Source organism: Rhizobium leucaenae USDA 9039 (assembly GCF_000426285.1).
GTDB classification, from domain to species: Bacteria; Pseudomonadota; Alphaproteobacteria; order Rhizobiales; family Rhizobiaceae; genus Rhizobium; species Rhizobium leucaenae.
This window is the reverse complement of record NZ_AUFB01000009.1, coordinates 100,294-122,087: the sequence shown is the minus strand read 5'-3', so window position 1 is coordinate 122,087 and position 21,794 is coordinate 100,294. Positions and strand designations below refer to the sequence as shown.

Genomic DNA, 21,794 nt, shown 5'->3' with positions numbered 1-21,794 from the left:
AGCATGCTGCTCGGGTAAAAGCATGGGGGCGCTCGACATGGTGATCAAGACCGTTATTCCCGTTTCGGTAGATGCTTCTTATTCCTGTGGTGATCCGATCGGTTGATCGCGCCATGAATAAGACGCGTTTCCCGAAAGCTTCGATTGGGGCCTATCTGATCGCCATAGCGCTGGCGATTGCTTTGCCGATTCTCGCTTTCGTGGCATTGCTGCTGGTGCAGCTCGAAAACAACGAACGCGATGTGCTGAAGCGTGATACGGTTCAAGACGCCCAGGCCCTGGCCCGTACCATCGACCGGCAATTGCAGGACATGGCAACGACACTGCGACTGCTCTCCTCCTCGCCGGAACTGGAGCGCAACGATATCGTCACTTTCTTCGACCGGACAGAGACAGTACTGCGTACCGATTCGCTGTTCGTCCTGCTTTTGGACAAGGACGGTCAGATGCGGCTGAACACGCGCTGGCCGCTCAGCAAGCCGCTGGGCAAGACCGGTAATTTGGCCGCCTTGCAATCGGCACTCAATTCGGGCCGCATCGAGGCTTCGGACGTCTTTGTCGGATCGATCGTTCGTCGCTGGGTCTACAACGTCACCCTGCCGCTCGATCATTCGCCGGCCGGTGCGGCCCTAGCCATGACACAGGATGCCGATGAACTTGCCAAACTCGTGACGACCGATGCCCTCGCGCCCGGCTGGTCGGCCGCGGTCATCGACAGTTCCGGCCACATCGTTGCCGGCAGCGGCCCTGCCAATCTTTCCCCCGGCGATCCCTTCAACAAGGATATCCTGCCGAAGCTGATCGCCTCGAGCGGCGTCTATCAGGACGAGAAAATCCTGCCGCACTCGCTGCTCGGTTATGCGCAGATTCCCGGCTGGTCGTGGAAAGCCGTCGTCTGGGGTCCCGTCGCCTCGGCGCAGGCCTCGCTGATGAGCACCTGGCGCTTTCTGATCTATGGTGGCGTCACCCTGTTGTTGATCGCGCTGATTGCAGTCTATGCACTGGCCCGCCAGGTGCGCACCACCATCCAGGACATTGCCGATATGGCGGACCGCATGGGCCGGGGCGAAATCGTTTCGCCGATCGAGACCAGTGTCATCGAGGCCAATCAGATGGCCATGGCGCTCTCCAACGCATCTTTCGACCGCAGCGAAACGGAGGACCGCCTGCATTTCGTCATGCACGAGCTTGTTCACCGCACCAAGAACCTGCTTGCGCTCGCCCAGGCGATGACCCGCCAGCTTGCCCGGCAAACCGACAGCGTCGATACTTTCCAACGCGCCGTCGCCGACCGGCTGGAAGGTCTGGCACGCTCGATCGAGGTGCTGACCAGCGAACAATGGTCCGGCGTGTCGCTGCGCCGGGTGATCGATATTCATCTCGCCACCTTCCTCCAGGGACCGCAACAGCTCGACATAAAGGGTCGGGATTTCCTGCTGAAGCCGGAAGCCGTGCAGAATCTCGGACTGATTCTGCACGAACTGGCGACGAATTCGGTGAAATACGGGGCACTCTCGGCTCCCGAAGGCAAGATCACCATCGAATGGACCGCCGCCGACGGTGAAATCGGGCAAATGCTCCGCTTCACCTGGACGGAAAGCGGCGGCCCGACCGTCAAGACGCCGACTATCACCGGCTTCGGCACGACGGTCACCAAGGCCCATGCAGCCGCCGCCTTCAGCGGCAGCGTGGAGATCGACTTCCGTCCGACAGGGCTCCTTTGGGTGCTGAACGCACTGCGCAGCACCATGGAGCGCGAACGCGAACGGACATAGCCCGCGCCGCCCGGAACATTCAACCGGTAGGATTCGTTCCAGTTTCATCATTGGTCAATCCAGAGGAGAAAGACCATGCTGAAACATATTCTCCTGATGTCAGCAGCGCTGTCTGCTGCGGTATGGGCTGCCCCCGCAAGTTCCGCGGACTACGCTACCCTCGGCACGCTCACCTGCACGTCGGAAGGTTCCACCGGCATGATCATCATGTCGCAGAAGAACCTGATGTGCACGTTCGAACCGAGCGGCGGCGGGCGACGTGCCCGTTATGCCGGCATGATCCAGAAATACGGCGTCGATCTCGGCATTACCGGCCGCAGCGTCATGGTCTGGGCTGTACTTGCCAAAACCGGCACGCCATTCACCGACATCGCACTGGCCGGCGAATATTACGGGGTCGGCGCCGATGCCAGCGTTGCGGCCGGCGGCGGCGCCAAGGTCATTGCCGGCGGCACCAACAAGGCCTTCATGCTGCAACCCCTAAACGTTCAGGCCCAGGAGGGCGTCAACGTCGCCGTTGGCGTTGAGAAGATGACGCTGGCACCTGCTTCGATTTGAGCAGCTTTCTATTGATCTCTTGGCGTGAATCGCAGTTTCTGCATTTTGCTTCTCGCCACGATGGCCGACCTTATCTGCTCGAAAAAGGCTTCGGGCAGAAATCCGTAGTCAACACGGCCGGATGCGTCCGGCCGTTCACGGAGATCATATCCCGGCCAGACAAATCGATTAAGCTCGGTGAGACGCACCCAGTGCTTCTCTCCATCGAGACCGAGCTTTTTGCAGATTTCGCTGCGAATTTCTATGGATGCTGTTGGATCACCATCAGCAGGCTTGGAATGGGTTATTGGCACAACGACGGTTTGAACGAGACTGCTGTCTTTGATTTTCGTAGCCAATACGACCGCGCAAGGCCGATCCTTTGTCGCTTCGTAGATAGCTTGCTCGTGCTCGCTGCTCCAGAGAAACGGATAACGGATGACAAGGCCCGGCGCCGGATCGGGATATTTCACTTCGGAACGACACCATATTGAGCATTCTCAATATCGGATATCGTTTCATCATCCAGTTCGCCGACGATCAGAACTTCACGCTCCCTGCGCTTCAGCAGCTCATAATGGGCGAGTTCACTGGCAGAGAGATAGCCTGCAACCACACGGCCGTGACTAGTGATCTCGATGACCTTGGCGGCAATCGCTTCATCTTGATATTTTGCGAAACTTCTCGAAAAATCTGTCGCGGAAACTCTCAAAACCTCAGCCATGCCAGCATCCTTCTTTTAATGCGTAAAATACGAATTTTACACATTTCGTCAAGATTTGGAGAGCTGATCACTACTCATTCATCGCCTTGACGATCTCCTCGGTAATCTTTTTAGCGTCACCGAGCAGCATCATCGTGCCGTCCTTATAGAACAGCGTGTTGTCGATACCGGCATAGCCGGAACCGAGGGAGCGTTTGACGAAGAGGCAGGTCTTTGCCTTGTCGACGTCGAGGATCGGCATACCATAGATCGGCGACGTCTTGTCGTCGCGTGCCGCCGGATTGGTGACGTCGTTGGCGCCGATGACATAGGCGACATCGGCCTGGGCAAATTCCGAATTGATATCTTCCAGTTCGAAGACTTCATCATAGGGGACATTGGCCTCGGCAAGCAGCACATTCATGTGGCCCGGCATACGACCGGCAACGGGATGAATGGCGTATTTCACATCGACGCCGTTTGCCTTCAGCTTGTCCGCCATTTCACGCAATGCATGCTGAGCCTGCGCTACCGCCATGCCATAGCCCGGCACGATGATGACTTTCGATGCATTGGCCATCAGATAAGCGGCATCCTCCGCCGAACCGAGCTTCACCGTCTTGTCGCTGTTGTCCGCGCCGCTGGAAGCCGTCTCCCCGCCGAAACCGCCGAGAATGACGGAGATAAAGGAGCGGTTCATGCCCTTGCACATGATGTAGCTGAGGATTGCGCCCGATGAGCCGACCAAAGCACCGGTGATGATCAGCGCCAGATTGCCGAGTGTGAAACCAATGCCAGCCGCCGCCCAGCCGGAATAGGAGTTCAGCATCGATACGACGACGGGCATATCGGCGCCGCCGATCGGCACGATCAGCAATACGCCGAGCGCCAGAGCCAGAGCGACGATCGCCCAGAAATTGAAGTGGCTTTCGCTGATCGCCAGGCCGGCGATGAAGAACAGGATCAACGCCAGCAACACGGCGTTGATGATATGCCGGTTCGGCAATAGGATCGGCTTGCCGGACATGCGCCCGTCGAGCTTCAGGAAGGCAATGATCGAGCCGGTGAAAGTCAGCGCGCCGATCGCGACGCCGATCGCCATCTCGACGCGCGCCTCGTGGTGGATCGAACCGATCGCGCCGATCCCGAAGGAGGATGGCGTATAAAGCGCCGCGGCGGCAACGAGCACGGCCGCCAGACCGACCAGCGAATGGAAACCGGCGACGAGTTGCGGCATCGAGGTCATCGGGATGACGCGGGCAATATAGGCCCCTGCCCCGCCGCCGATGGCGAGACCGAGGATAATCAGTACGAAGCCGCCGAAGGAGGGTGTCGCGAGAACCAGCGTCGTGGCGATGGCGATGGCCATGCCGACCATGCCGTAGAGATTGCCACGGCGGCTGGTGGCCGGATGCGACAGGCCGCGCAGCGCCAGGATGAACAGCACGCCGGAGACGAGGTAGAGGAAGGCCGCGATATTGCTCAGCATGCCGCCCTCACTTCTCTTTCTTCTTGTACATCGCCAGCATGCGCTGGGTGACAAGGAAGCCGCCGACGATGTTGACCGAGACGAGCACCAGTGCCACGAAGCCGAAACCGGTGGCGAGCCCACTGGCGGAAATGCCGACCGCCAGAAGCGCGCCGACGACGATGACCGACGAAATCGCATTCGTCACGGCCATCAGCGGCGTATGCAGGGCGGGCGTAACTGACCACACGACGTAGTAACCGACGAAGATTGCCAACGCGAAGATCGCCAGTTCGAATACGAAGGGATCGATCGCACCGCCGGAGGCAGCGCTGACGGATTCCGGTGCCTGCGCAGCCACGGCCCTCACGGCGCTGACGGCGTCATTCAATTGCTGGAGCGCCTGATCCATTGCTTGGCTGGCCATCTACAGATCTCCCTTGTTGACCGTCGGCTGATCCGGGTCGATGAAATTCGGATGGACGACTTCGCCCCCGTCCGTCAGCATCGTCGCCTTGATCAGCTCGTCGGCCCGGTTGAGCCCGAGGCTCTTGCTGTTCTTGTCGACCATCGTTTCCAGGAAGGTGACGAGGTTCTTGGCATAGAGCGCGGACGCGCTCGCCGGAATGCGGCCGGCCAGATTGGGATATCCGATCACCTTGACACCCTCGACATTGGCGACGGCGCCGAATTCGACCCCCTCGATATTGCCGCCGCGTTCGACGGCAAGGTCGACGGCGACGGCGCCGGGGCGCATTGCCTTTAGCATCTCGCGGCTGACAAGCCGGGGCGCCGGTCGGCCGGGAATCAAGGCCGTGGTGATGACGATATCCTGCTTGGAGATATGTTCGGCAACGAGAGCGGCCTGCTTTGCCTGATAGTCTTTCGACATCTCCTTGGCATAGCCGCCGGCCGTTTCTGCCGCCTTGAACTCTTCGTCCTCGACGGCAATGAATTTCGCGCCGAGCGAGGCGACCTGCTCCTTGGCTGCGGGACGAACGTCCGTCGCCGATACCTGTGCGCCCAATCGTCGCGCTGTTGCGATCGCCTGCAGCCCGGCGACGCCGGCACCCATGACGAAGACCTTCGCCGCCGGCACGGTGCCGGCTGCCGTCATCATCATCGGCAAGGCGCGATCATAAACCGCGGCCGCCTCGATCACGGCCTGATAGCCGGCAAGATTGGCCTGCGATGACAATACGTCCATCGACTGCGCACGGGTGATCCGCGGCATCAGCTCCATGGCAAAGCTCGTCAGCCCGGCGCGCGCCATGTCGGCAAGCGCTGCTTCGTTGCCGTAGGGATCCATGATGGCGATGACGATCGCGCCACTCCTGTAACCGGCGATCTCTTCGCTGGTCGGCCGGCGTACTTTGAGAATGACATCGGCCCGGGCAGCATCCTGCGGGAAGCCGATACGCGCGCCGATGGCTTCGTATTCGCCATCTGGGATGCGCGACAGAGCGCCGGCGCCGGCTTCGACCACGATGTCAAACCCAAGGCCTTTCATTTTCTTGACCGTTTCGATGGACGCCGCGACACGCGTCTCATCAGCCACGGTCTCCTTGGCGACAAAAACCAGATTGCCCAACGATACCACCTCGCGTCAAACGACAGCGCCACTGGATACAGCAGCGCAAAAGCCTGCAGAATCAGGCTGGGATTCCGGGGAAGGCGCGGGCCGAACGGCCCTGCATCGATCAGCGCGCGGGAAAATCAGCGCACGAGTATGGTGCCGACGACTGAAAGAATGATGAAAATAAGCAGACCGCCGAGGAACCCGGCATGACCGAAGAAACCGGCTGCCATCGCTATCAGAAGCGCGGCGATGATCGCAGATCCGACCCTGGCGACGAAAAGAAACCCGTGATAGGTCTTGTCATGCTCCCTATAATCCATTGGAGCACCGGTTTCGACCGGTCCGGTTTGATGTTCGGCCATTCAAAATCTCCCCTCAATGCACTCCCCGACCGGCTTTGCAATCGCCTGTCGCCTGGAGTTCAGCCTCGAAAGCCGCGGTGAATCTCGAAGAAACACCGCAGCCAAATTTCCTCAATCGAGGCGTTACACAAAGCGACGAAAAATGCAATGCACGAGAACGCCGCAGAGGCTCGATAAGGCTCAGCCGAATTGCTGCAGGCTGGCGGCGCGGCCGCCCGCGGCCAAGCGCGCCGTTGGCAAGATCGTCAGCGGGTGCGTGCCGCCGTCGGCACCGCGGGAGAACATCATCCGCCGCTCATAAGGTTCCGAATTGAAAAAGGGATATCGTTGCATCAGCTTGCCGCGAATTTCCTTCGACCGCGAAGCAAGCAACGTCAGTTCGAAACCATAGGTCTCCGTCATGCGCGGCGGAACGATCGTATCGGCGTAAAATACACGTTTGTAGAAGGCCGCATGCGCCGGGCGAATGTGCTGCATGACGCGGTCTGTGTCGAAATAGATCGCACCGACGATTGCAGGTCTGAGCGTCAAATAAGGCAAAGCCGGCATTTCAAGCTCGAAATCGGGATCAATGGCGAAGCGCGCCGGATCGATCAATGTCATGCCGGCATCGAGGAAAGCATGGATTTCATCGGGAAAAATGCCGGTTGACTGGCAAACGCGATGATCCGGCGTGACATGGTGTATTCGCACCGTACTCACCAGTTCTTCGTAATAATAGACGCCGAAAACGTAGGCCTGCTCGTCGAAGTCGATGTCATCGATCATGCTCTTGGCAGCAACCGGCAAAACCGCACGCGCTTTATAGGCCTTGTAACGCAGGCGCGCGACATCCTCCATGTCCTCGCTGCTTTCGATCCGGCGGTATTCAACGTGATCAAGCACCTCCATTAGCTTGCCGGCAAAGCTATTTTGCAAAGTACTCATATAAGACATGGTCCGTTATCCAATAATGTTAACAGACCATTATTGGTATTAACTGAAAAATTGATCAATATTGGATTTAATTTTTATTAATTATTTGTTCGTTAAGGTTAATTTTTTGTCTACCGATACCGGTATAGATTCGAATATTCACAAGTTCTTATTTATTAATTATTGGACTAGACTAGCCGTTCCACCCACGACGCGGCAATAAACCTGACGTAACGTGAAGCAAGGAAGTATCGGCGACAGAACATCTACCCGCCGTCAAAACTGCAGGGGATTTATGCTAAGAGCTTAAGTTTGGTAGAAAGATTGAAGCTAGCGCGAAGAGCGTTCGCGGCCGCCCCCTGACGAGGTCTAAGCCACATTGTCCTGCCGCATGGCCGGCTGGTGGCGGCGGAGATTGTCCACCATCTCGGCGATGCTGTCCCGCGGCACGGGAACTGAAAACACGTAACCTTGGACGATGTCGGCTAAATCATACTGTTCGATGAGAGAAAGTTGCTCCGGAGTCTCCACGCCCTCGATAACGATCTCCAGACTGAGAGCCCTTGAAAGATCGGCAATGCCGCACAGGAGCTTGAAACGGCGACTGTCCGTGGTGATATCCCGTACGAAGGAGCGATCGATCTTGACGATATCCACAGGCAGCGTATCGAGGTAGCTGAGGCTGGAGAAGCCGGTGCCGAAGTCATCGATGGCGATGGTGATGCCTTTGGCGCGCAAATCGGTGAGAATGGATCGCACGGTCGCGAGTTCGTCCATCAAGCAGCTTTCAGTGACTTCCAGATGCAGCCGCGAGGGTTCCAGTCCCGATACATCGAGCGCTTCCATAACCATGGTGACGATTTCGTTGCTGCGCAGGTCCTGTGCCGAGAGGTTGACCGAAACCGACATCGGCTGCGGCCAGGTGGCGCAGTCGCGGCACGCCTGATTGAGCATGAAGCGGGTGATGCCGGTCACGATGCCCATTTCCTCGGCGATCTGCACGAAGACGTTCGGCGGAATCGAGCCCTTTTCCGGATGCACCCACCGCGACAGGGCTTCGCAGCAATCGATGCGACTGCCATCCGGCGTGAACATTGGTTGATAGACGGCATGCAGCCTGCCGCCCTCGATTGCCTCGCGCAGATCCTCTTTCAGTTTTTGCCGCTCGACGTAACGGGCATCCATTTCTTGCTCGAAGGCGGAGCATCCGCCTTTCATGCGCGACTTGGTTTCGAACAGTGCCAAATCGGCCTTGATCTGCCACTCCTCCGGACGGAACTCGCGGCTCGACATGGTCACATAGCCGCCACTGAAGGAAACGCGGAAACTATTGCGGTCGACATCGTAGGTGCCCGCCATGGCGGCGTGCAGCGCCCGTATGCGGCTGTCGAGATCCGGTTCGCCGTCCTCATTCGGGAAAAACAATACAAATTGATCCCCGACGAGGCGAGCGGAGAGCGCCATGTCTCCCGCCCTCTCCTTCAGCCGCGCGGCTATGGCGACCAGCAGCCGATCGCCAATGAAATGTCCCTTGGTATCGTTGACGTGCTTGAAGTCATCCACATCGAGAACCAGAAGCCCGATCTGGCCCTCTCGGGTGCGAGCGGCCAGCTTTTCTTTCACTATACCGACGAAATATTCGCGGTTGGGCAAACCGGTCAGCGGGTCGAAGCGCACCATGTGCAGGATCTTGCGCTCGGCGCGAATGCGTGGCGTCACATCTTCGAAAATCAGAATGACAATGCCATCGGCACGGCGGCTTGCCGAAAATTCCAAGAACAGATCCTCATTGAACTGAATGAGGGTGCGCGATAGCGAGCCGCTGACGAGCTGCGCCATCTGCCGCTGGATCAGGCCGGGCAGCGAGCCGTCGATAAAGGCATGGCGGGCGCCGTAGCGCAGCACGACATCGAACTCGCAATCCCGGAGCTGCTCCTGATGCGCGAGATTCAAGAGCTCGCAGGCCTTGCGGTTCACGACCAGGATGCGATTGTCGGCATCCAGCATGAACAGGCCATGCGTCATATTATTGAGCGCCGTGTCGAACCGGTCGGCAATCAACGATATCTCACGCGACGCGATGACATTCTTATAGAGAAATTCACGCACGCCATTGGCCATCGAGCGCGTCGTCAACCCGAAGGGCACGAGCATGATGGAGACGATGGACTTGTAAAGCTGTTCCGACATCAGACAGGCGATGATAATCGGCAGGCAACAGGCCATGGTCTGCAGATCGATCGCCTTTTGCGAACCGTAATTGCGTCCGACGATCGACACCATCGATGCCATGGTCACAGCGATGCAGATGAACTCTGCCAAGGGGTCCTGGACGATCAGGATCGCGTAGCCACTGCCAATACCGAGAATACCCGCCGTTCCTGCGGCACCGAGCACATAGCGCGTTTCCCAATGAGCGATATCGGCACGCGAAAAGGCGTGTTTGTTGGCAGCGTCGAACTGCCAGAAGGAATGCATGCGGAAAGCGAAAACGGCGGCAAAGGCGAGACAAAGGCCGAGATAGATACCGGCACCCGTGCTCAGAAACACGATGACATAAGTTAGGATGTGAACGAACACACCCGTAAACAGCGTTTTACGGTTTCCGAAAAGCGAACTTACGAACGACAGATAAACATCTGTCGGCACGGTGTCCGGGCTTTGAGGCTTCATTCAGAGTTCCCCTGATGCGGCAGGCACTCTAGTTGAAACTTTTTAAAATTTGATTGCCCAAATAGGAGGTATCTGGACGGATTTTCTAATTATCTCGGTTACTTACACTAATTTTGAGTGAGATTTTGCATCGTATTCGTGCAATCAGTTAAAACTGATTCTACTCAGACTATATTTCTTCAATCATCAATTACTAAAACAAGAAGTAGTGAAGTAAGGCGCGACCGACTAGAGTTTGCCCGCTCTCTGCTGGATCATCATGAAAGTATCGAAAGTGTATTCCGAAAGTTGCATCCAAAGATAAGCGTCCTTCTTGTAAGCAACTTGATCGTCATAGATCCGCTTGAAATAATTGTTCGATTTTGAAAGATCACTATAGATGCCCATTGCCGCCTGGAAGCAGGCCTCCAGAATTTCCTGGCTGAACGGCCGCAGCGTCACGCCCTGTTTGACGATCTCCTTCAATGCCTGCGGATTTTTCAGATCGTATTTGGCCAGCATGTTGGTATTGGCGAAGGCGCAGGCGTCCGCAAGGATCGTCTGATAGGTCTTCGGCAGTGCGTTCCATTTTTCCAGATTGAAGAAGGCGTGCACGACAGCGCCTCCCTCCCACCATCCCGGGTAATAATAGTATTTGGCGATCTTCTGGAAGCCGAGTTTCAGATCATCATAAGGGCCGACCCACTCGACCACGTCGATCGTACCCTTCTCGAGCGCGGCGTAGATGTCATTGATGGGGATATCCTGTTGCGGGACGACGCCGATCTTTTCGATGACTTTCCCGGCAAGGCCGGCAATGCGCATCTTCAGACCCTTGAGATCGTCCAGCGTATTGATCTCCTTACGAAACCAGCCGCCCATTTGCACGCCGGTATTGCCCGCCGGCAGGCCAAAAATGCCCTGTGTGGCGTAAAACTCGTTCATCAGCTTGTTGCCGTTGCCCTGGTAGAACCAGGCATTGGTGAGCCGCGCATTGAGGCCGAAGGGCAGAGCGGTGCCGATGGCATAGGTCGGGTCCTTGTTCCAGAAATAATAGGAACAAGTGTGCGCCGCATCGACCGTCCCGGCGCTCACCGCATCGGCCGCCTGCGCGCCGGGCACGATCTCACCGGCTTCGAAGGTCTGGATGACGAAATTGCCGCCGGTCGCATCCGAAACATGCGTCGCGATGTCCTCCGCGCCGCCATAGATCGTATCGAGGCTCTTGGGAAAGGAGGACGTCATCTTCCAGTTGATCTTGGGATATTCCTGAGCCACGGCAGGGCTGGCGAGCGCCGAGGCGGCCGCGCCTGCGCCAAGCGCTCCGGCCCGCCTGATGAACGAACGGCGATCCATCGAAACCTCCCGTACAGATGGCGTTGCGGGAAAGATGCTCTCCCGATCATGGCGCAAGCGATGGAGCTAATCACGCCATGCTTTGTCTTTCAAGGTTGCTTTTGCACTGCATTATGGCGATTCCTGTACATCGTCATGACGAACGGAAACAAAGCCTGCCGGCAACCGATCCGCGTTGCCGAAGGACTGCCCTTCGCGTAGATTTGACCGGCCTCGGCGTTGACACCATATTCATGCTTGGGGTTCAACGATCCCGATAGTTTCGCATTTCTCCGGAGCCTTTCATGCCCAGACCGATCGTCGCCATTCCTGCCGATTTCCGCGAATTCGATGGAGTGGCCTGGCATGCGGTGCAGCAGCAATATGTCCGGGCAGCCGTCAAAGCTGCGGAAGTGACGGTACTGATCGTCCCGGCGCTAGAGGACGGCAACGACATCGACGCCATTCTCGACCGCGTCGACGGCCTGCTTGTCTCCGGATCTGCCAGCAACGTCCATCCCTCGCTCTTTGGCAAGGAAGCGTACGAGAGCGACGGTCCCTTCGATCCGGCCCGTGACGCGACGTCGCTGCCGCTCATTCGCCGCGCCATCGATCGTGCCATCCCGATGCTCGCTATCTGCCGCGGCATTCAGGAATTGAACGTTGCATTGGGCGGCACGCTCGCCAGCGAAATCCAGGAGCAACCGGGCATCTGGGACCACCGCAAACTGCCGAATGTCGATCGCGACACGATGTATTCGATCCGCCAAAGCGTGTTCGTCAAGGAAGGCTCCTGCATCGCCGGCGTCATCGGTCCTGGGGAAGTGCGCGTAAACTCGCTGCACCGTCAGGCGATTGCCGAAACGGCGCCGCGGCTGCAAGTGGAAGCCATCGCCGAAGACGGCACGATCGAAGCCGTCTCGGTCATCGACGCTAAGGCCTTCGCGGTCGGCGTGCAGTGGCATCCGGAATATTGGGCGGAAACGGATTCGCCTTCGCGCAAGCTGTTCGCCGCCTTTGGCGACGCGGTACGCGATTATGCGGCGAGCAAGGAGCAGTCTTTAGCTGCCCCCCTCCACCAGCAGGCCATTTGATCAGCCTTTTGCCTTCACGGGGGTTTCCGGCACCGGCGTCGGGACGTTGCCGTTGGCGAACCATGCGATGATATTCTCCGTCACGAGATCTGCCATGGCGTTGCGCGTCGGCACGGAGGCGGATGCAACATGCGGCAGCAGCGAGACATTCGGCAGAGAAAGATAGGCCGCGGGGACGTGCGGCTCATCGTAGAAAACATCGAGCCCGGCGGCACCAAGCGTGCCGTTCCGAAGAGCTGCGATCAGCGCGTCGTCATCCACCGACCAGCCCCGGCCGACATTGATGAACACGCCCTGCGGCCCCAGCGCAGACAGGATCTCCGCGTCGATGACCTTGTGCGTTTCCGGCGTCTTTGGCACGATGGAGATCAGCGTATCCACCGATTGTGCCATCTCCTTCAGGGTCGGATAGTAGTCGTAAGGTAACGAGTCGCGCGGCGAACGCGTGTGATAGCCGATCTTCACCTTGAAGGGCTCCAGCCGTCTGGCAATCTCCAGGCCGATGCGGCCTAGACCGTAGATGCCGACGCGCCGCCCCCTCATGGAGAATGGGGAAAGAGGGAAAGGTCCCTGGCCCGCCCACCGTCCCTCGCGCAGCCAGGTTTCCGCGCTCGGAAACTGCCGCAGCGTGTTCAGCAGCAAGGCAATCGCCGTATCGGCCACCTCATCGTTGAGCACGTCGGGCGTGTTCGTGACCACGATGCCTTTCGAGGCTGCATGCCTGACATCGATGCCGTCATAGCCGACGCCGAAATTGGCTATGACCTCAATATTGGGGAAAGCGTCCATCCAGATGGCGTTAAAACCGCCTGCCACCGCCACCCCGCGGACACGCGTCGCCGTTTCAGCATCGACCTTCGGGCTTTCGCCGCGCTCGACCGAGACGATATCGAAGCGGCCTTTGAGGGTTTCGAGAACGCGCGGATGTATCTTCCCCGGAACGAGGATGGCGATTCGATTATCGGGCATGATCTTTCCTCTTGAAGATACGGTTCGGCGCTATTGGCGCGCCTGGTAGGGAGATGTCGATTGACGAATGCGCATTTCCGGCTTGATGAGATGAATACCGTCCGGCTCATGGCTGCCCGCCAGCCTATCCAAAAGAGCGCGCGCAGCAAGCCTTCCGACCTCCGCCTGGCCGTTCCACACCGTCGTCAGCGCCGGAGTCGCGATCGCCGCCTCCTCCAGATCGTCATAGCCGGTTACCGAAATATCCTTGCCCGGCACGAGGCCGGCGCGGGAAATGCCGTTCATCAAGCCGATCGCCACGAGATCGTTCCAGCAGACGGCGGCCGTCGGCTTCTGCGGCAATGACAGGAGATGAACCGCGGCCTCGAACCCGCCCTGTTTGGAGCGAGCACCGGGAATGCGCAGGTCGGGATCGACCTCGATGCCAGCCTTGCGCAGAGCATTCACGTAGCCTTGATAGCGGTCGCGGCCGGTCGAGGTCTGATCCGTGCCGCCAATCATCGCGATGGTGCGGTGACCGAGGCTGATCAGGTGATTGGTCGCCAATGAAATGCCGTAGCTGTCGTCGCCGCGAAAGGTCGGCAGGTCCAGCCCTTCCATCGAACGGGCGACGAGAATGGCCGGCATGCCGTTTTCTTCCGCCATATCGAAATCCTCCGGCGGCGTGCCGATTGCCGGCGACATGATGATGCCATCGCCGCCGAGCTGCAGCAGGGTTTCGACGAAGGTTCGTTGCTTCTCGACGGAATCGTAGTGGTTGGAGAGGATGAAGGTATGGCGGCTGCGGTCGAGCTCGCTTTCGATCGCCTTCAGGATCTCGCCATAGAACGGGTTCATGATATCATGAACGACAACGCCGATAATCCCGGATCGCGATGTCCTGAGGCTCGCCGCGCGGCGATTGTAAATATAACCGAGCGTACGCGCCTGGTCCTTGATCTTCTCGCGCGTGTTCACCGCCACCAGCGGACTGTCGCGTAAGGCAAGGGATACAGTCGCCGTTGAAATACCCAGCGTTTCTGCAATGGTCGAAAGCTTTATCTTTTGCGCCACGCGCTCCTCCCCTCGTGAAACGCAGCAAATATGCGATCCCGGCATCTGACGATGCCCGAATTTAAAAACTTTAATTAAAAGCTTAAATCGCGCCGCGCAACTCGAATCCTCAAGGATTCTCAGAATTCCCCATCATCTTCACTATGGTCGCCGGCCTGAAGGTTGCCGTCGATCGCCTTCAACAGGCGCACGAGCGAACGGATATCCTTCTCCGAAAAACCGCGGGTGGCGAGCTCGTCGCAAGCCGCCGCCGAGCTTGTGATCTCCGTGACGCTGTTGCGTCCGGCCTCGGTCAGATAGACTTTTGTCAACCGGGCATCCCCTGCATCGGGTCGCCGCTCGACGAAGCCCTGCGCTTCCATGCGCCCAATCGTGCGGGTCATGGTCGGCGCCTTGACGCCGAGCTTCTGCGCGAGCGTCCCCGCCGGCAAGCCATCGCTTTCCGCCAGGGCGAGGATGACGCCATCTTGGCCAGCGTAAAGGCCGCTTGCCGTCAGGTTGCGGGTCAGAACCGTGCGCATGGAGCGTGCCGCCTGCGTCAACGCCAGCGACAAATCGGCAAGCGTGTAGTCGCCGTGGTCCTTCTTCTTACCCGACTTACCTTTTTTTCCGTCCTTGTTCTTCTTACCCATCGTGATTCCGTTGATCTTTCCGACGCTGCAGCATCACGGTATGACATTGCGCAGCTTATTGACATAAACAAGAGGCACATCCGCAGATGGCACAGCCTATGCCCCGTTTCGATGACAATGATAGGACGCTGGCGCCAACGGACCGGGCAAACTGGATTGCCGTCCTGCCGCTTGGCGCCCATGAACAGCACGGCCCCCACCTGCCTTTCGAAACCGACACCTTGATTGCGGCAGGTATCGTCGCTCGCCTGCAGACGGCGCTGCCTGCCGATTTGCCCGTCACCTTTTTGCCCGCGGAGCCAATCGGTTACTCCATCGAGCATATGGATATCGTCGGCACCAAGACACTCGCCTTCGACGAAGCTGTCAACCGATGGCTTGGCATTGCCGACCACATGCACCGTCTCGGGATCCGCAAATTTGTCATGCTGAACGCCCATGGCGGCAACTCGCCCTTAATGACCATCGTCGCGACGGAAGCGCGTGTCCGCTTCAATATGCTCGCCATCGCGACCAGTTGGACACGCTTCGGCGTGCCGGAAGGGCTGATCGCGCCGGAGGACAAGATTATCGATATCCACGGCGGCGATATCGAAACGTCGGTCATGCTGGCGCTCTACCCCGAGAAAGTCGACATGACCAAGGCTGCGGATTTTCCTTCGCGCCAATCCGATTTCATCAGACGCTTCAAACATCTGCGCGCCTATGGACCGCACGCTTTTGGCTGGAAAATGTCGGATCTGAGCGCAGCGGGTGTGGCGGGCAATTCGGCAGCCGCGACGGCGGAGAAGGGCGAGCTGTTGATCGCCCATGCCGTGAAGGGTTTGGTGGAGTTGTTGAAGGATGTCGATGAATTTGAGATTGCAGCGTTTAAATAGGCCAAGACCTTGTAGGCAACTGAGGAATACACCATAATATCAGAGTATTGATTGTCCCTCGGGAAACAGAGCATGCGTATTTCCATGGCAGATGCCGCAGGACAGTTGGCTGAGCTGTCGCGCCTTGCCAATCAAGGCGAAGAAATCGTTTTGACCCAGAACGGTTATCCCGAAGTGCGCTTGCAGCCAATGCGTAGGATTCTCACCCCGGAAGAGAGGGACGAGGCCGTAAAAAAGATTCAACGAGGGGTGAAGGAAAAAAATCTTTCACCAGGCCCTGATGCGGCTCGTAGCCAAGATTTCCTTTATGATGAATACGGTCTGCCGAAGTGATCGTTATCGATACTTCGCCTTGATGGCGTTAGTGCAAGACGAACAAGCTGCTAAGCAGTGCCATGCAGTGATGCGAAGCCAGGATCGAATTATCATCTCTGCTGGCACATACGCTGAGGCCCTGATCGTCGCAACGATGCGTGGCCTCAGAAGAGACATGGATGATCTGCTCCAAGTGTTCAGCGTCGAAATTATTCCAGTCACTCCGGAACGCGCCCGACTTACAGCCCAAGCCTACAGTGTCTGGGGTAAGGGCATCCACCCGGCCACGCTGAACTACGGCGATTGTTTCGCCTATGCGACCGCCAAGGAATATGGTTGCCCTCTTCTCTTCGTCGGAAATGATTTCTCCCAGACCGACATCGAGCCCGCCGCCCCAAACCTAATGTGATCTTATAACATACAAAAGCCTTTGAACTGACGCCGCCAACTCCTTATATGGAACCCGATCACTTTCCGCTATCCGGGCAAACTCCCATATTTCGAGGCTCCCATGACCGAAACAGCCACGCAGAAGCCCATTCCCGTCACCGTCCTGACCGGCTATCTCGGCGCCGGCAAGACGACGCTGCTGAACCGTATCCTCTCCGAAAACCACGGCAAGAAATACGCCGTCATCGTCAATGAGTTCGGCGAAATCGGCATCGACAATGACCTGATCGTGGAATCCGACGAGGAAATCTACGAGATGAACAATGGCTGCGTCTGCTGCACGGTGCGCGGCGACCTGATCCGCGTAGTCGAGGGCCTGATGCGTCGTCCCGGCCGTTTCGACGGCATCATCGTCGAGACCACCGGCCTTGCCGATCCGGTTCCCGTCGCTCAGACCTTCTTCATGGATGACGATGTGCGCGCCAAGACCGAACTCGACGCCGTCGTGGCGCTTGTCGATGCCAAGCATCTGCCGCTGCGCCTGAAGGATAGCCGCGAGGCGGAAGACCAGATCGCCTTTGCCGACGTCGTCGTCATCAACAAGTCCGACCTTGTCTCTGCAGAAGAGCTAGCTCAGATCGAAGACATTGTCCGCGCCATCAACCCGGCCGCGCGCGTCTACAAGACCACTCGCTCCGGCGTCGATCTCGCCCGCGTTCTAAACCAGGGCGCCTTCAACCTTGAGCGTGCGCTGGAAAACGATCCGCATTTCCTCGAGCACGGCCATGACGATCATGTCTGCGGCCCGGATTGCGATCATCACGACCATGACCACCACCATCACGACCACGATCACGATCATCACCACCATGATCATGATCACGACCACCATCACCACGCCCCATCGCCGATTCACGATGTGACAGTGCAGTCGGTGTCGCTCCGCGGCGGCGAGATGAATCCGGAGCGTTTCTTCCCTTGGATCCAGAAGGTCACGCAGACGGATGGCCCGAACATTCTGCGCCTCAAGGGAATCATCGCCTTCAAGGGCGACGCCGAGCGCTATGTCGTTCAGGGCGTGCACATGATCATCGAAGGCGATCATCAGCGTCCGTGGAAAGACGGCGAAAAGCATGAGAGCCGCCTGGTTTTCATCGGCCGCGAACTCGACCGCGAAAAGCTGGAAAATAGCTTCAAGGCCTGCGAGGCGGCCGCCTGATGCCGACTGTTGCTCCGCTTGATATCGACGGCCACGTTCTGGCCGTCGAATTTTTAGGTGATACCCCCTTCTTCGCCAGCGCCGCCGGCGCGATCCATCACCTGGAAGGCGGCGAGAAGGTGACGGAAGCCCATCAGGGCATGCTCACCTGCATTCGCGATCCCCACAGCGACAGCCTGATTTCCGGCGGCGAGGACGGCAAGGTTCTCCGGATTGCCGCTGACGGTGGCGTTACCGTGCTTGCCGAAGCCCCGCGCAAATGGATCACCCAGGTCGCCGCCGGCCCGCAGGGCGCGGTAGCCTATGCCTACGGGAAAAGCAGCTTCGTGCGGCTGGCAGACGGCTCGGTCAAGGAATATGCCGAGGAGCGCACCGTCGAAGGCATCGCGTTTGCGCCGAAGGGCCTGCGCATCGCGGTCGCGCGCTATAACGGCGTGTCGCTGCATTGGGTCGGCATGGCCGCGCAGCCGGTCAATCTGGAATGGAAGGGCGCCCATACCGGCGTGACCTTCTCTCCCGACGGTCAGTTCGTCGTCACCACCATGCAGGAAAACGCGCTGCACGGCTGGAAGATGGACTCAAAGCCCGGCGCCGAGGCCAGGCATATGCGTATGACGGGATATCCCGCCAAGGTGAAATCGCTCTCCTGGTCCAACAAGGGCAAGTGGCTTGCCTCTTCCGGCGCACCGGCGGCGATCGTCTGGCCGTTTCAGGGCAAGGATGGCCCGATGGGCAAGGCGCCGCTGGAACTCGGCACCCGCGGCAACATCATGGCGACCTCCGTCAAGTTTCATCCGGTGGAAGATATCTTGGCGATCGGCTTCATTGACGGCATGATCCTGGCGGTGCGCATTGGCGACTCCAAGGAAGCGCTCTTGCGCCGTCCTGGCAAAGGTGCCATCACCTCGATGAGCTGGAGCAAATCCGCCAAGCTGCTCGCCTTTGCCTCCGAGGCCGGCGATTGCGGCGTGGTTGACGTTTCTGCTTGACGAGAAAGATAGGCCCATGTCCCAGACAGGAACGGCAATCGCCCGACATTCCCCGGCCCCAGCCGGCAGCGTCTGGGACGTGATCCGCCGCGAGGCCGTCGATCTCGCCGGCCGCGAACCGACCCTGCGCCCGCTGCTCGCGGCGCAGATCATCACGGCGCAATCGGATGCCGAAAGACTTGCCAATGTGCTGGTCGCTCGGCTTTCCGTCGCAAAGATCGAAACCGGCGATCTCTTCGCCCTGTTCCATGATGTGCTCACCCGGCACATCACGATCCTCCAGGCGACCGAGGCCGACCTCGTTGCCGTCCGCACCCGCGATCCCGCCTGCACGACCTATCTGCATGCGCTCCTGAACCTCAAGGGCTTCCACGCCCTGCAGACCCACCGCATCGCCCACGCGCTCTGGATGGAAGGCCGGCCGGAAATTGCCAGTTGGCTTTCCAACCTGGCCTCGCTCGTCTTCGGCCCGGATATTCATCCGGCGGCAAGGATCGGCTCGTCCATCATGCTCGATCACGGATCCGGTATCGTCATCGGCGAGACTGCCGTCATCGAGGATGAAGTCTCGATCCTGCAGAATGTCACACTCGGCGGCACCGGCAAGGAAACCGGCGACCGGCATCCGAAGATCCGCCATGGCGTGATGATCGGCGCCGGCGCAAAAATCCTCGGCAACATCGAAGTCGGCGCCTTCAGCAAGGTCGCGGCCGGCAGCGTCGTCGTGAAGCCGGTCCCGGCCCACTGCACCGTCGCCGGCGTTCCCGCCACCGTCGTCCGCATCCACCGCGCCGACGAGATTCCGGCTGAAACGATGGATCAGAACATCTAGTTTTGGCCTCGTAAACGACTGTGGCCGCCTCGCCCTTCGAGGCTCCGGCCTGTGGGCTATGCACCTGAGGATGAGGCGGAGCAAGCTCTTTATCACGGCAAAAGTAGAGCCCGCACGACTACCCCTTATTGGGGCTGGGCAAAGCCCATAAGCAGGTCTTAACCCGGCTGCGCCAGGAAGCTCCTCATATTCGCCAACAGTTCCTGCTTTTTACGCAGCCTTGGCGATTGGCGGTTGTGCGAGCTTGCGGCCGCTGGCGACGATCATGCCGGCGGCGCCGTCGAGCCAGCCTTCCTTGAGCTCGAGAGCAAGGAAACGCTCGCGCTGGAATGGCCCAGGCATCACAAGATGGCGGGTCTTTGCAGCAAAGAAGCCGAAACGCTCGTAGTATGGCGCATCGCCAACGAGCAGGATCGCACCATGACCGCGCTTCTTGGCTTCCAGGATGGCGGCGCGCATCAGCGCCGAGCCCATACCCTTGCCTTCATAGGCGGGATCGACGGCCAGCGGGCCGAGCAGCAGCGCATCGACCGGCCGGGTATCGCGATCTACGCCGGCTTCGACGTTCCACAAACGTACCGTGCCAATGACATGGCCGGCACGATCGCGGGCGACGAGCGCCAGGCCTTCGGCCGGAACACGGCCGCGGCGGAGCTTTTCGGACGACTTCTTGCGGCGCTCGGCGCCCATGGCGCGATCCAGCAGATTTTCGCGCGCAACGACATCGCCTGCATTTTCCAGGTCGAGGGTGAAAGTGGAAGGCGCAAAGAATGCGCGGACAGAATTAAGAACAGCGGCCATCTCGGCCTCCCGTGCCCAATACCGTTATCAGCGGTGCTAAAGGGAATTGTGAGTGTGCCGCCCCGGCTGATTACGGGCCAGCATTGAATCTTAAATGATGTAGGTCTTCAGCGGATCGAAACCGTTGAATGCGACAGCCGAGTAGGTCGTCGTGTAGGCGCCGGTGCCTTCGATCAGGACCTCGTCGCCGATGGTGAGCGTCACCGGCAGCGGATAGAGGTTCTTCTCATAGAGCACGTCGGCCGAATCGCAGGTCGGGCCGGCAATGACGCAGGGCTCCATGTCGTCGGCGTCCCGCTCGGTGCGGATCGGGTAGCGGATCGCTTCGTCCATGGTTTCAGCGAGACCGCCGAACTTGCCGATGTCGAGGAAGACCCAGCGAGCGGCATCGTTGTCCGACTTCTTGGAAATCAGGACGACTTCAGCCTTGATCACGCCGGCATTGCCGACCATGCCGCGACCCGGCTCGATGATCGTGTGTGGGATCTGGTTACCGAAATGGGCACGCAGAGCCGCAAAGATCGCCTTGCCGTAGGCTTCCGCCGACGGAACGTCGCGCAGGTACTTAGTCGGGAAACCGCCGCCCATGTTCACCATCTGCAGGTGGATGCCCTGCTTGGCGAGCGAGACGAAGACGCGCTTGGCATCGGCAAGAGCCGCATCCCAGGCATCGACCTTGGTCATCTGCGAGCCGACGTGGAACGACACGCCGTAGGACTGCAGACCGAGCTGATGGGCATAGACGAGAACGTCGACGGCCATCTGTGGGACGCAGCCGAACTTGCGCGACAGCGGCCATTCGGCGCCTTCGCCGTCAGTCAGGACACGGCAGAATACGCGAGCGCCGGGAGCGGCGCGGGAAATCTTCTCGACTTCCTCATGGCTGTCGACGGCGAAGAGGTTGATACCGAGTGCATGCGCACGGGCGATATCGCGCTCCTTCTTGATCGTGTTGCCGAAGGAGATGCGGGCAGCCGTCGCACCGGCATCGAGCGCCATTTCGATTTCGGCGACGGACGCGCAATCGAAGTTGGAGCCGAGGCTTGCGAGCAGGCGCAGAACTTCCGGAGCCGGGTTGGCCTTGACGGCATAATAGATGGCGCTGTCGGGCATGGCATGACGGAAGGCATGAAAATTGTCGCGGACGACGTCGAGATCAACCACCAGGCACGGACCGTCCGGACGTCGGGTAGCGAGGAAGTCGCGAATACGTTGCGTGGTCATGTCAAATCCCTTTCAATTCCAAAAGCTCCGGGAGAAAGACCCAGAGGACAAAGGGCGACGCTCATTCGCTTA

Annotated in this window: 23 protein-coding genes; 9 read left to right on the top strand and 14 right to left on the bottom strand. The window is 58.9% G+C overall.

The annotated features are described in order from the left end of the window. Positions 1–113 precede the first annotated feature (113 nt). Together K290_RS0115810 and K290_RS0115805 are read left to right on the top strand one after the other, a co-directional pair. Positions 114–1,775 (top strand): sensor histidine kinase, encoded by a 1,662-nt coding sequence (locus tag K290_RS0115810; RefSeq protein ID WP_028752828.1) that lies wholly within the window; start codon positions 114–116, stop codon positions 1,773–1,775. A gap of 75 nt (positions 1,776–1,850) precedes the next feature. After that, a complete protein-coding gene (locus K290_RS0115805) occupies positions 1,851–2,333 on the top strand; it encodes a DUF992 domain-containing protein (protein WP_028752827.1) in 483 nt (160 codons plus the stop codon). A gap of 8 nt (positions 2,334–2,341) precedes the next feature. Here the strand turns inward: K290_RS0115805 and K290_RS0115800 are convergent, their stop codons facing one another. The 9 genes from K290_RS0115800 to K290_RS0115760 form a co-directional block, all read right to left on the bottom strand. Beyond that, a complete protein-coding gene (locus K290_RS0115800) occupies positions 2,342–2,785 on the bottom strand; it encodes a type II toxin-antitoxin system PemK/MazF family toxin (protein ID WP_028752826.1) in 444 nt (147 codons plus the stop codon). Continuing rightward, positions 2,782–3,036, bottom strand: a complete 255-nt coding sequence (locus tag K290_RS0115795; protein ID WP_028752825.1) for a type II toxin-antitoxin system Phd/YefM family antitoxin — start codon at positions 3,034–3,036, stop codon at positions 2,782–2,784. Before K290_RS0115795 ends, K290_RS0115800 begins: the two co-directional genes overlap by 4 nt. Positions 3,037–3,106: 70 nt before the next feature. Continuing rightward, the gene (locus tag K290_RS0115790) at positions 3,107–4,501 is read right to left on the bottom strand and encodes an NAD(P)(+) transhydrogenase (Re/Si-specific) subunit beta (protein ID WP_028752824.1); all 1,395 of its coding nucleotides are present in this window, start codon (positions 4,499–4,501) and stop codon (positions 3,107–3,109) included. A 10-nt stretch (positions 4,502–4,511) separates the two neighbouring features. Beyond that, positions 4,512–4,910: an NAD(P) transhydrogenase subunit alpha part 2 gene (locus tag K290_RS0115785; protein WP_028752823.1), complete on the bottom strand. Its 399-nt coding sequence runs from the start codon at positions 4,908–4,910 to the stop codon at positions 4,512–4,514. After that, positions 4,911–6,074 carry a Re/Si-specific NAD(P)(+) transhydrogenase subunit alpha gene (locus K290_RS0115780; protein WP_037135553.1) on the bottom strand — a complete coding sequence of 388 codons (1,164 nt, stop codon included), beginning with the start codon at positions 6,072–6,074 and terminating at the stop codon, positions 4,911–4,913. It abuts the gene before it with no gap. Positions 6,075–6,199: 125 nt separating this feature from the next. After that, a complete protein-coding gene (locus K290_RS0115775) occupies positions 6,200–6,424 on the bottom strand; it encodes an aa3-type cytochrome c oxidase subunit IV (protein ID WP_028752821.1) in 225 nt (74 codons plus the stop codon). 180 nt (positions 6,425–6,604) lie between these two features. Continuing rightward, positions 6,605–7,360 (bottom strand): N-acyl amino acid synthase FeeM domain-containing protein, encoded by a 756-nt coding sequence (locus tag K290_RS0115770; RefSeq protein WP_028752820.1) that lies wholly within the window; start codon positions 7,358–7,360, stop codon positions 6,605–6,607. A 348-nt stretch (positions 7,361–7,708) separates the two neighbouring features. Then, positions 7,709–10,012, bottom strand: coding sequence for a putative bifunctional diguanylate cyclase/phosphodiesterase (locus K290_RS0115765; RefSeq protein WP_028752819.1), 2,304 nt, complete (start codon positions 10,010–10,012; stop codon positions 7,709–7,711). A gap of 228 nt (positions 10,013–10,240) precedes the next feature. Next, entirely contained in the window at positions 10,241–11,347 is a 1,107-nt protein-coding gene (locus K290_RS0115760; RefSeq protein WP_028752818.1) for a TRAP transporter substrate-binding protein, read from the bottom strand. Between the two features lie 284 nt (positions 11,348–11,631). Between K290_RS0115760 and K290_RS0115755 the strand changes: the two genes are divergently transcribed. Next, on the top strand, positions 11,632–12,420 hold the full coding sequence (locus tag K290_RS0115755) for a gamma-glutamyl-gamma-aminobutyrate hydrolase family protein (RefSeq protein ID WP_028752817.1): 789 nt from the start codon (positions 11,632–11,634) through the stop codon (positions 12,418–12,420). On the opposite strand, the gene K290_RS0115750 is transcribed toward K290_RS0115755, so the two are convergent. The 3 genes from K290_RS0115750 to K290_RS0115740 form a co-directional block, all read right to left on the bottom strand. Next, positions 12,421–13,389, bottom strand: coding sequence for a 2-hydroxyacid dehydrogenase (locus K290_RS0115750; protein ID WP_028752816.1), 969 nt, complete (start codon positions 13,387–13,389; stop codon positions 12,421–12,423). Positions 13,390–13,419: 30 nt separating this feature from the next. Beyond that, on the bottom strand, positions 13,420–14,442 hold the full coding sequence (locus K290_RS0115745; RefSeq protein ID WP_028752815.1) for a LacI family DNA-binding transcriptional regulator: 1,023 nt from the start codon (positions 14,440–14,442) through the stop codon (positions 13,420–13,422). A gap of 119 nt (positions 14,443–14,561) precedes the next feature. Next, a complete protein-coding gene (locus K290_RS0115740) occupies positions 14,562–15,074 on the bottom strand; it encodes a MarR family winged helix-turn-helix transcriptional regulator (protein WP_028752814.1) in 513 nt (170 codons plus the stop codon). A gap of 86 nt (positions 15,075–15,160) precedes the next feature. Here K290_RS0115740 and K290_RS0115735 point away from each other — a divergent pair, with 86 nt between their 5' ends. The 6 genes from K290_RS0115735 (at position 15,161) to cysE (ending at position 19,697) form a co-directional block, all read left to right on the top strand. Further along, a complete protein-coding gene (locus K290_RS0115735) occupies positions 15,161–15,952 on the top strand; it encodes a creatininase family protein (RefSeq protein ID WP_028752813.1) in 792 nt (263 codons plus the stop codon). 72 nt (positions 15,953–16,024) lie between these two features. Further along, positions 16,025–16,285: a type II toxin-antitoxin system Phd/YefM family antitoxin gene (locus tag K290_RS0115730; RefSeq protein ID WP_028752812.1), complete on the top strand. Its 261-nt coding sequence runs from the start codon at positions 16,025–16,027 to the stop codon at positions 16,283–16,285. Next, complete coding sequence (locus K290_RS0115725; RefSeq protein ID WP_342426198.1) at positions 16,260–16,676, top strand: type II toxin-antitoxin system VapC family toxin; 417 nt, start codon at positions 16,260–16,262, stop codon at positions 16,674–16,676. Before K290_RS0115730 ends, K290_RS0115725 begins: the two co-directional genes overlap by 26 nt. Positions 16,677–16,778: 102 nt before the next feature. Beyond that, a complete protein-coding gene (locus K290_RS0115720) occupies positions 16,779–17,876 on the top strand; it encodes a CobW family GTP-binding protein (RefSeq protein ID WP_028752810.1) in 1,098 nt (365 codons plus the stop codon). Continuing rightward, positions 17,876–18,865 carry a WD40 repeat domain-containing protein gene (locus K290_RS0115715; protein ID WP_028752809.1) on the top strand — a complete coding sequence of 330 codons (990 nt, stop codon included), beginning with the start codon at positions 17,876–17,878 and terminating at the stop codon, positions 18,863–18,865. Before K290_RS0115720 ends, K290_RS0115715 begins: the two co-directional genes overlap by 1 nt. 16 nt (positions 18,866–18,881) lie before the next feature. After that, positions 18,882–19,697: a serine O-acetyltransferase gene (gene cysE, locus K290_RS0115710; RefSeq protein WP_028752808.1), complete on the top strand. Its 816-nt coding sequence runs from the start codon at positions 18,882–18,884 to the stop codon at positions 19,695–19,697. Between the two features lie 210 nt (positions 19,698–19,907). On the opposite strand, the gene K290_RS0115705 is transcribed toward cysE, so the two are convergent. Both K290_RS0115705 and odc2 read right to left on the bottom strand, forming a co-directional pair. Beyond that, positions 19,908–20,498, bottom strand: a complete 591-nt coding sequence (locus K290_RS0115705; protein WP_028752807.1) for a GNAT family N-acetyltransferase — start codon at positions 20,496–20,498, stop codon at positions 19,908–19,910. 90 nt (positions 20,499–20,588) lie between these two features. After that, on the bottom strand, positions 20,589–21,722 hold the full coding sequence (gene odc2 / locus K290_RS0115700; RefSeq protein WP_028752806.1) for an ornithine/lysine decarboxylase: 1,134 nt from the start codon (positions 21,720–21,722) through the stop codon (positions 20,589–20,591). Positions 21,723–21,794: the final 72 nt, after the last annotated feature.

What these genes read in the sequence shown, in the direction of transcription:
- K290_RS0115810 (WP_028752828.1), top strand. Translation starts at nt 114, where the DNA reads ATGAATAAGACGCGTTTCCCGAAAGCTTCGATTGGGGCCTATCTGATC.
- K290_RS0115805 (WP_028752827.1), top strand. Translation starts at nt 1,851, where the DNA reads ATGCTGAAACATATTCTCCTGATGTCAGCAGCGCTGTCTGCTGCGGTA.
- K290_RS0115795 (WP_028752825.1), bottom strand. Translation starts at nt 3,036, where the DNA reads ATGGCTGAGGTTTTGAGAGTTTCCGCGACAGATTTTTCGAGAAGTTTC.
- K290_RS0115785 (WP_028752823.1), bottom strand. Translation starts at nt 4,910, where the DNA reads ATGGCCAGCCAAGCAATGGATCAGGCGCTCCAGCAATTGAATGACGCC.
- K290_RS0115775 (WP_028752821.1), bottom strand. Translation starts at nt 6,424, where the DNA reads ATGGCCGAACATCAAACCGGACCGGTCGAAACCGGTGCTCCAATGGAT.
- K290_RS0115770 (WP_028752820.1), bottom strand. Translation starts at nt 7,360, where the DNA reads ATGTCTTATATGAGTACTTTGCAAAATAGCTTTGCCGGCAAGCTAATG.
- K290_RS0115765 (WP_028752819.1), bottom strand. Translation starts at nt 10,012, where the DNA reads ATGAAGCCTCAAAGCCCGGACACCGTGCCGACAGATGTTTATCTGTCG.
- K290_RS0115760 (WP_028752818.1), bottom strand. Translation starts at nt 11,347, where the DNA reads ATGGATCGCCGTTCGTTCATCAGGCGGGCCGGAGCGCTTGGCGCAGGC.
- K290_RS0115755 (WP_028752817.1), top strand. Translation starts at nt 11,632, where the DNA reads ATGCCCAGACCGATCGTCGCCATTCCTGCCGATTTCCGCGAATTCGAT.
- K290_RS0115750 (WP_028752816.1), bottom strand. Translation starts at nt 13,389, where the DNA reads ATGCCCGATAATCGAATCGCCATCCTCGTTCCGGGGAAGATACATCCG.
- K290_RS0115740 (WP_028752814.1), bottom strand. Translation starts at nt 15,074, where the DNA reads ATGGGTAAGAAGAACAAGGACGGAAAAAAAGGTAAGTCGGGTAAGAAG.
- K290_RS0115735 (WP_028752813.1), top strand. Translation starts at nt 15,161, where the DNA reads ATGGCACAGCCTATGCCCCGTTTCGATGACAATGATAGGACGCTGGCG.
- K290_RS0115730 (WP_028752812.1), top strand. Translation starts at nt 16,025, where the DNA reads ATGCGTATTTCCATGGCAGATGCCGCAGGACAGTTGGCTGAGCTGTCG.
- K290_RS0115725 (WP_342426198.1), top strand. Translation starts at nt 16,260, where the DNA reads ATGATGAATACGGTCTGCCGAAGTGATCGTTATCGATACTTCGCCTTG.
- K290_RS0115720 (WP_028752810.1), top strand. Translation starts at nt 16,779, where the DNA reads ATGACCGAAACAGCCACGCAGAAGCCCATTCCCGTCACCGTCCTGACC.
- K290_RS0115715 (WP_028752809.1), top strand. Translation starts at nt 17,876, where the DNA reads ATGCCGACTGTTGCTCCGCTTGATATCGACGGCCACGTTCTGGCCGTC.
- cysE (WP_028752808.1), top strand. Translation starts at nt 18,882, where the DNA reads ATGTCCCAGACAGGAACGGCAATCGCCCGACATTCCCCGGCCCCAGCC.
- K290_RS0115705 (WP_028752807.1), bottom strand. Translation starts at nt 20,498, where the DNA reads ATGGCCGCTGTTCTTAATTCTGTCCGCGCATTCTTTGCGCCTTCCACT.
- odc2 (WP_028752806.1), bottom strand. Translation starts at nt 21,722, where the DNA reads ATGACCACGCAACGTATTCGCGACTTCCTCGCTACCCGACGTCCGGAC.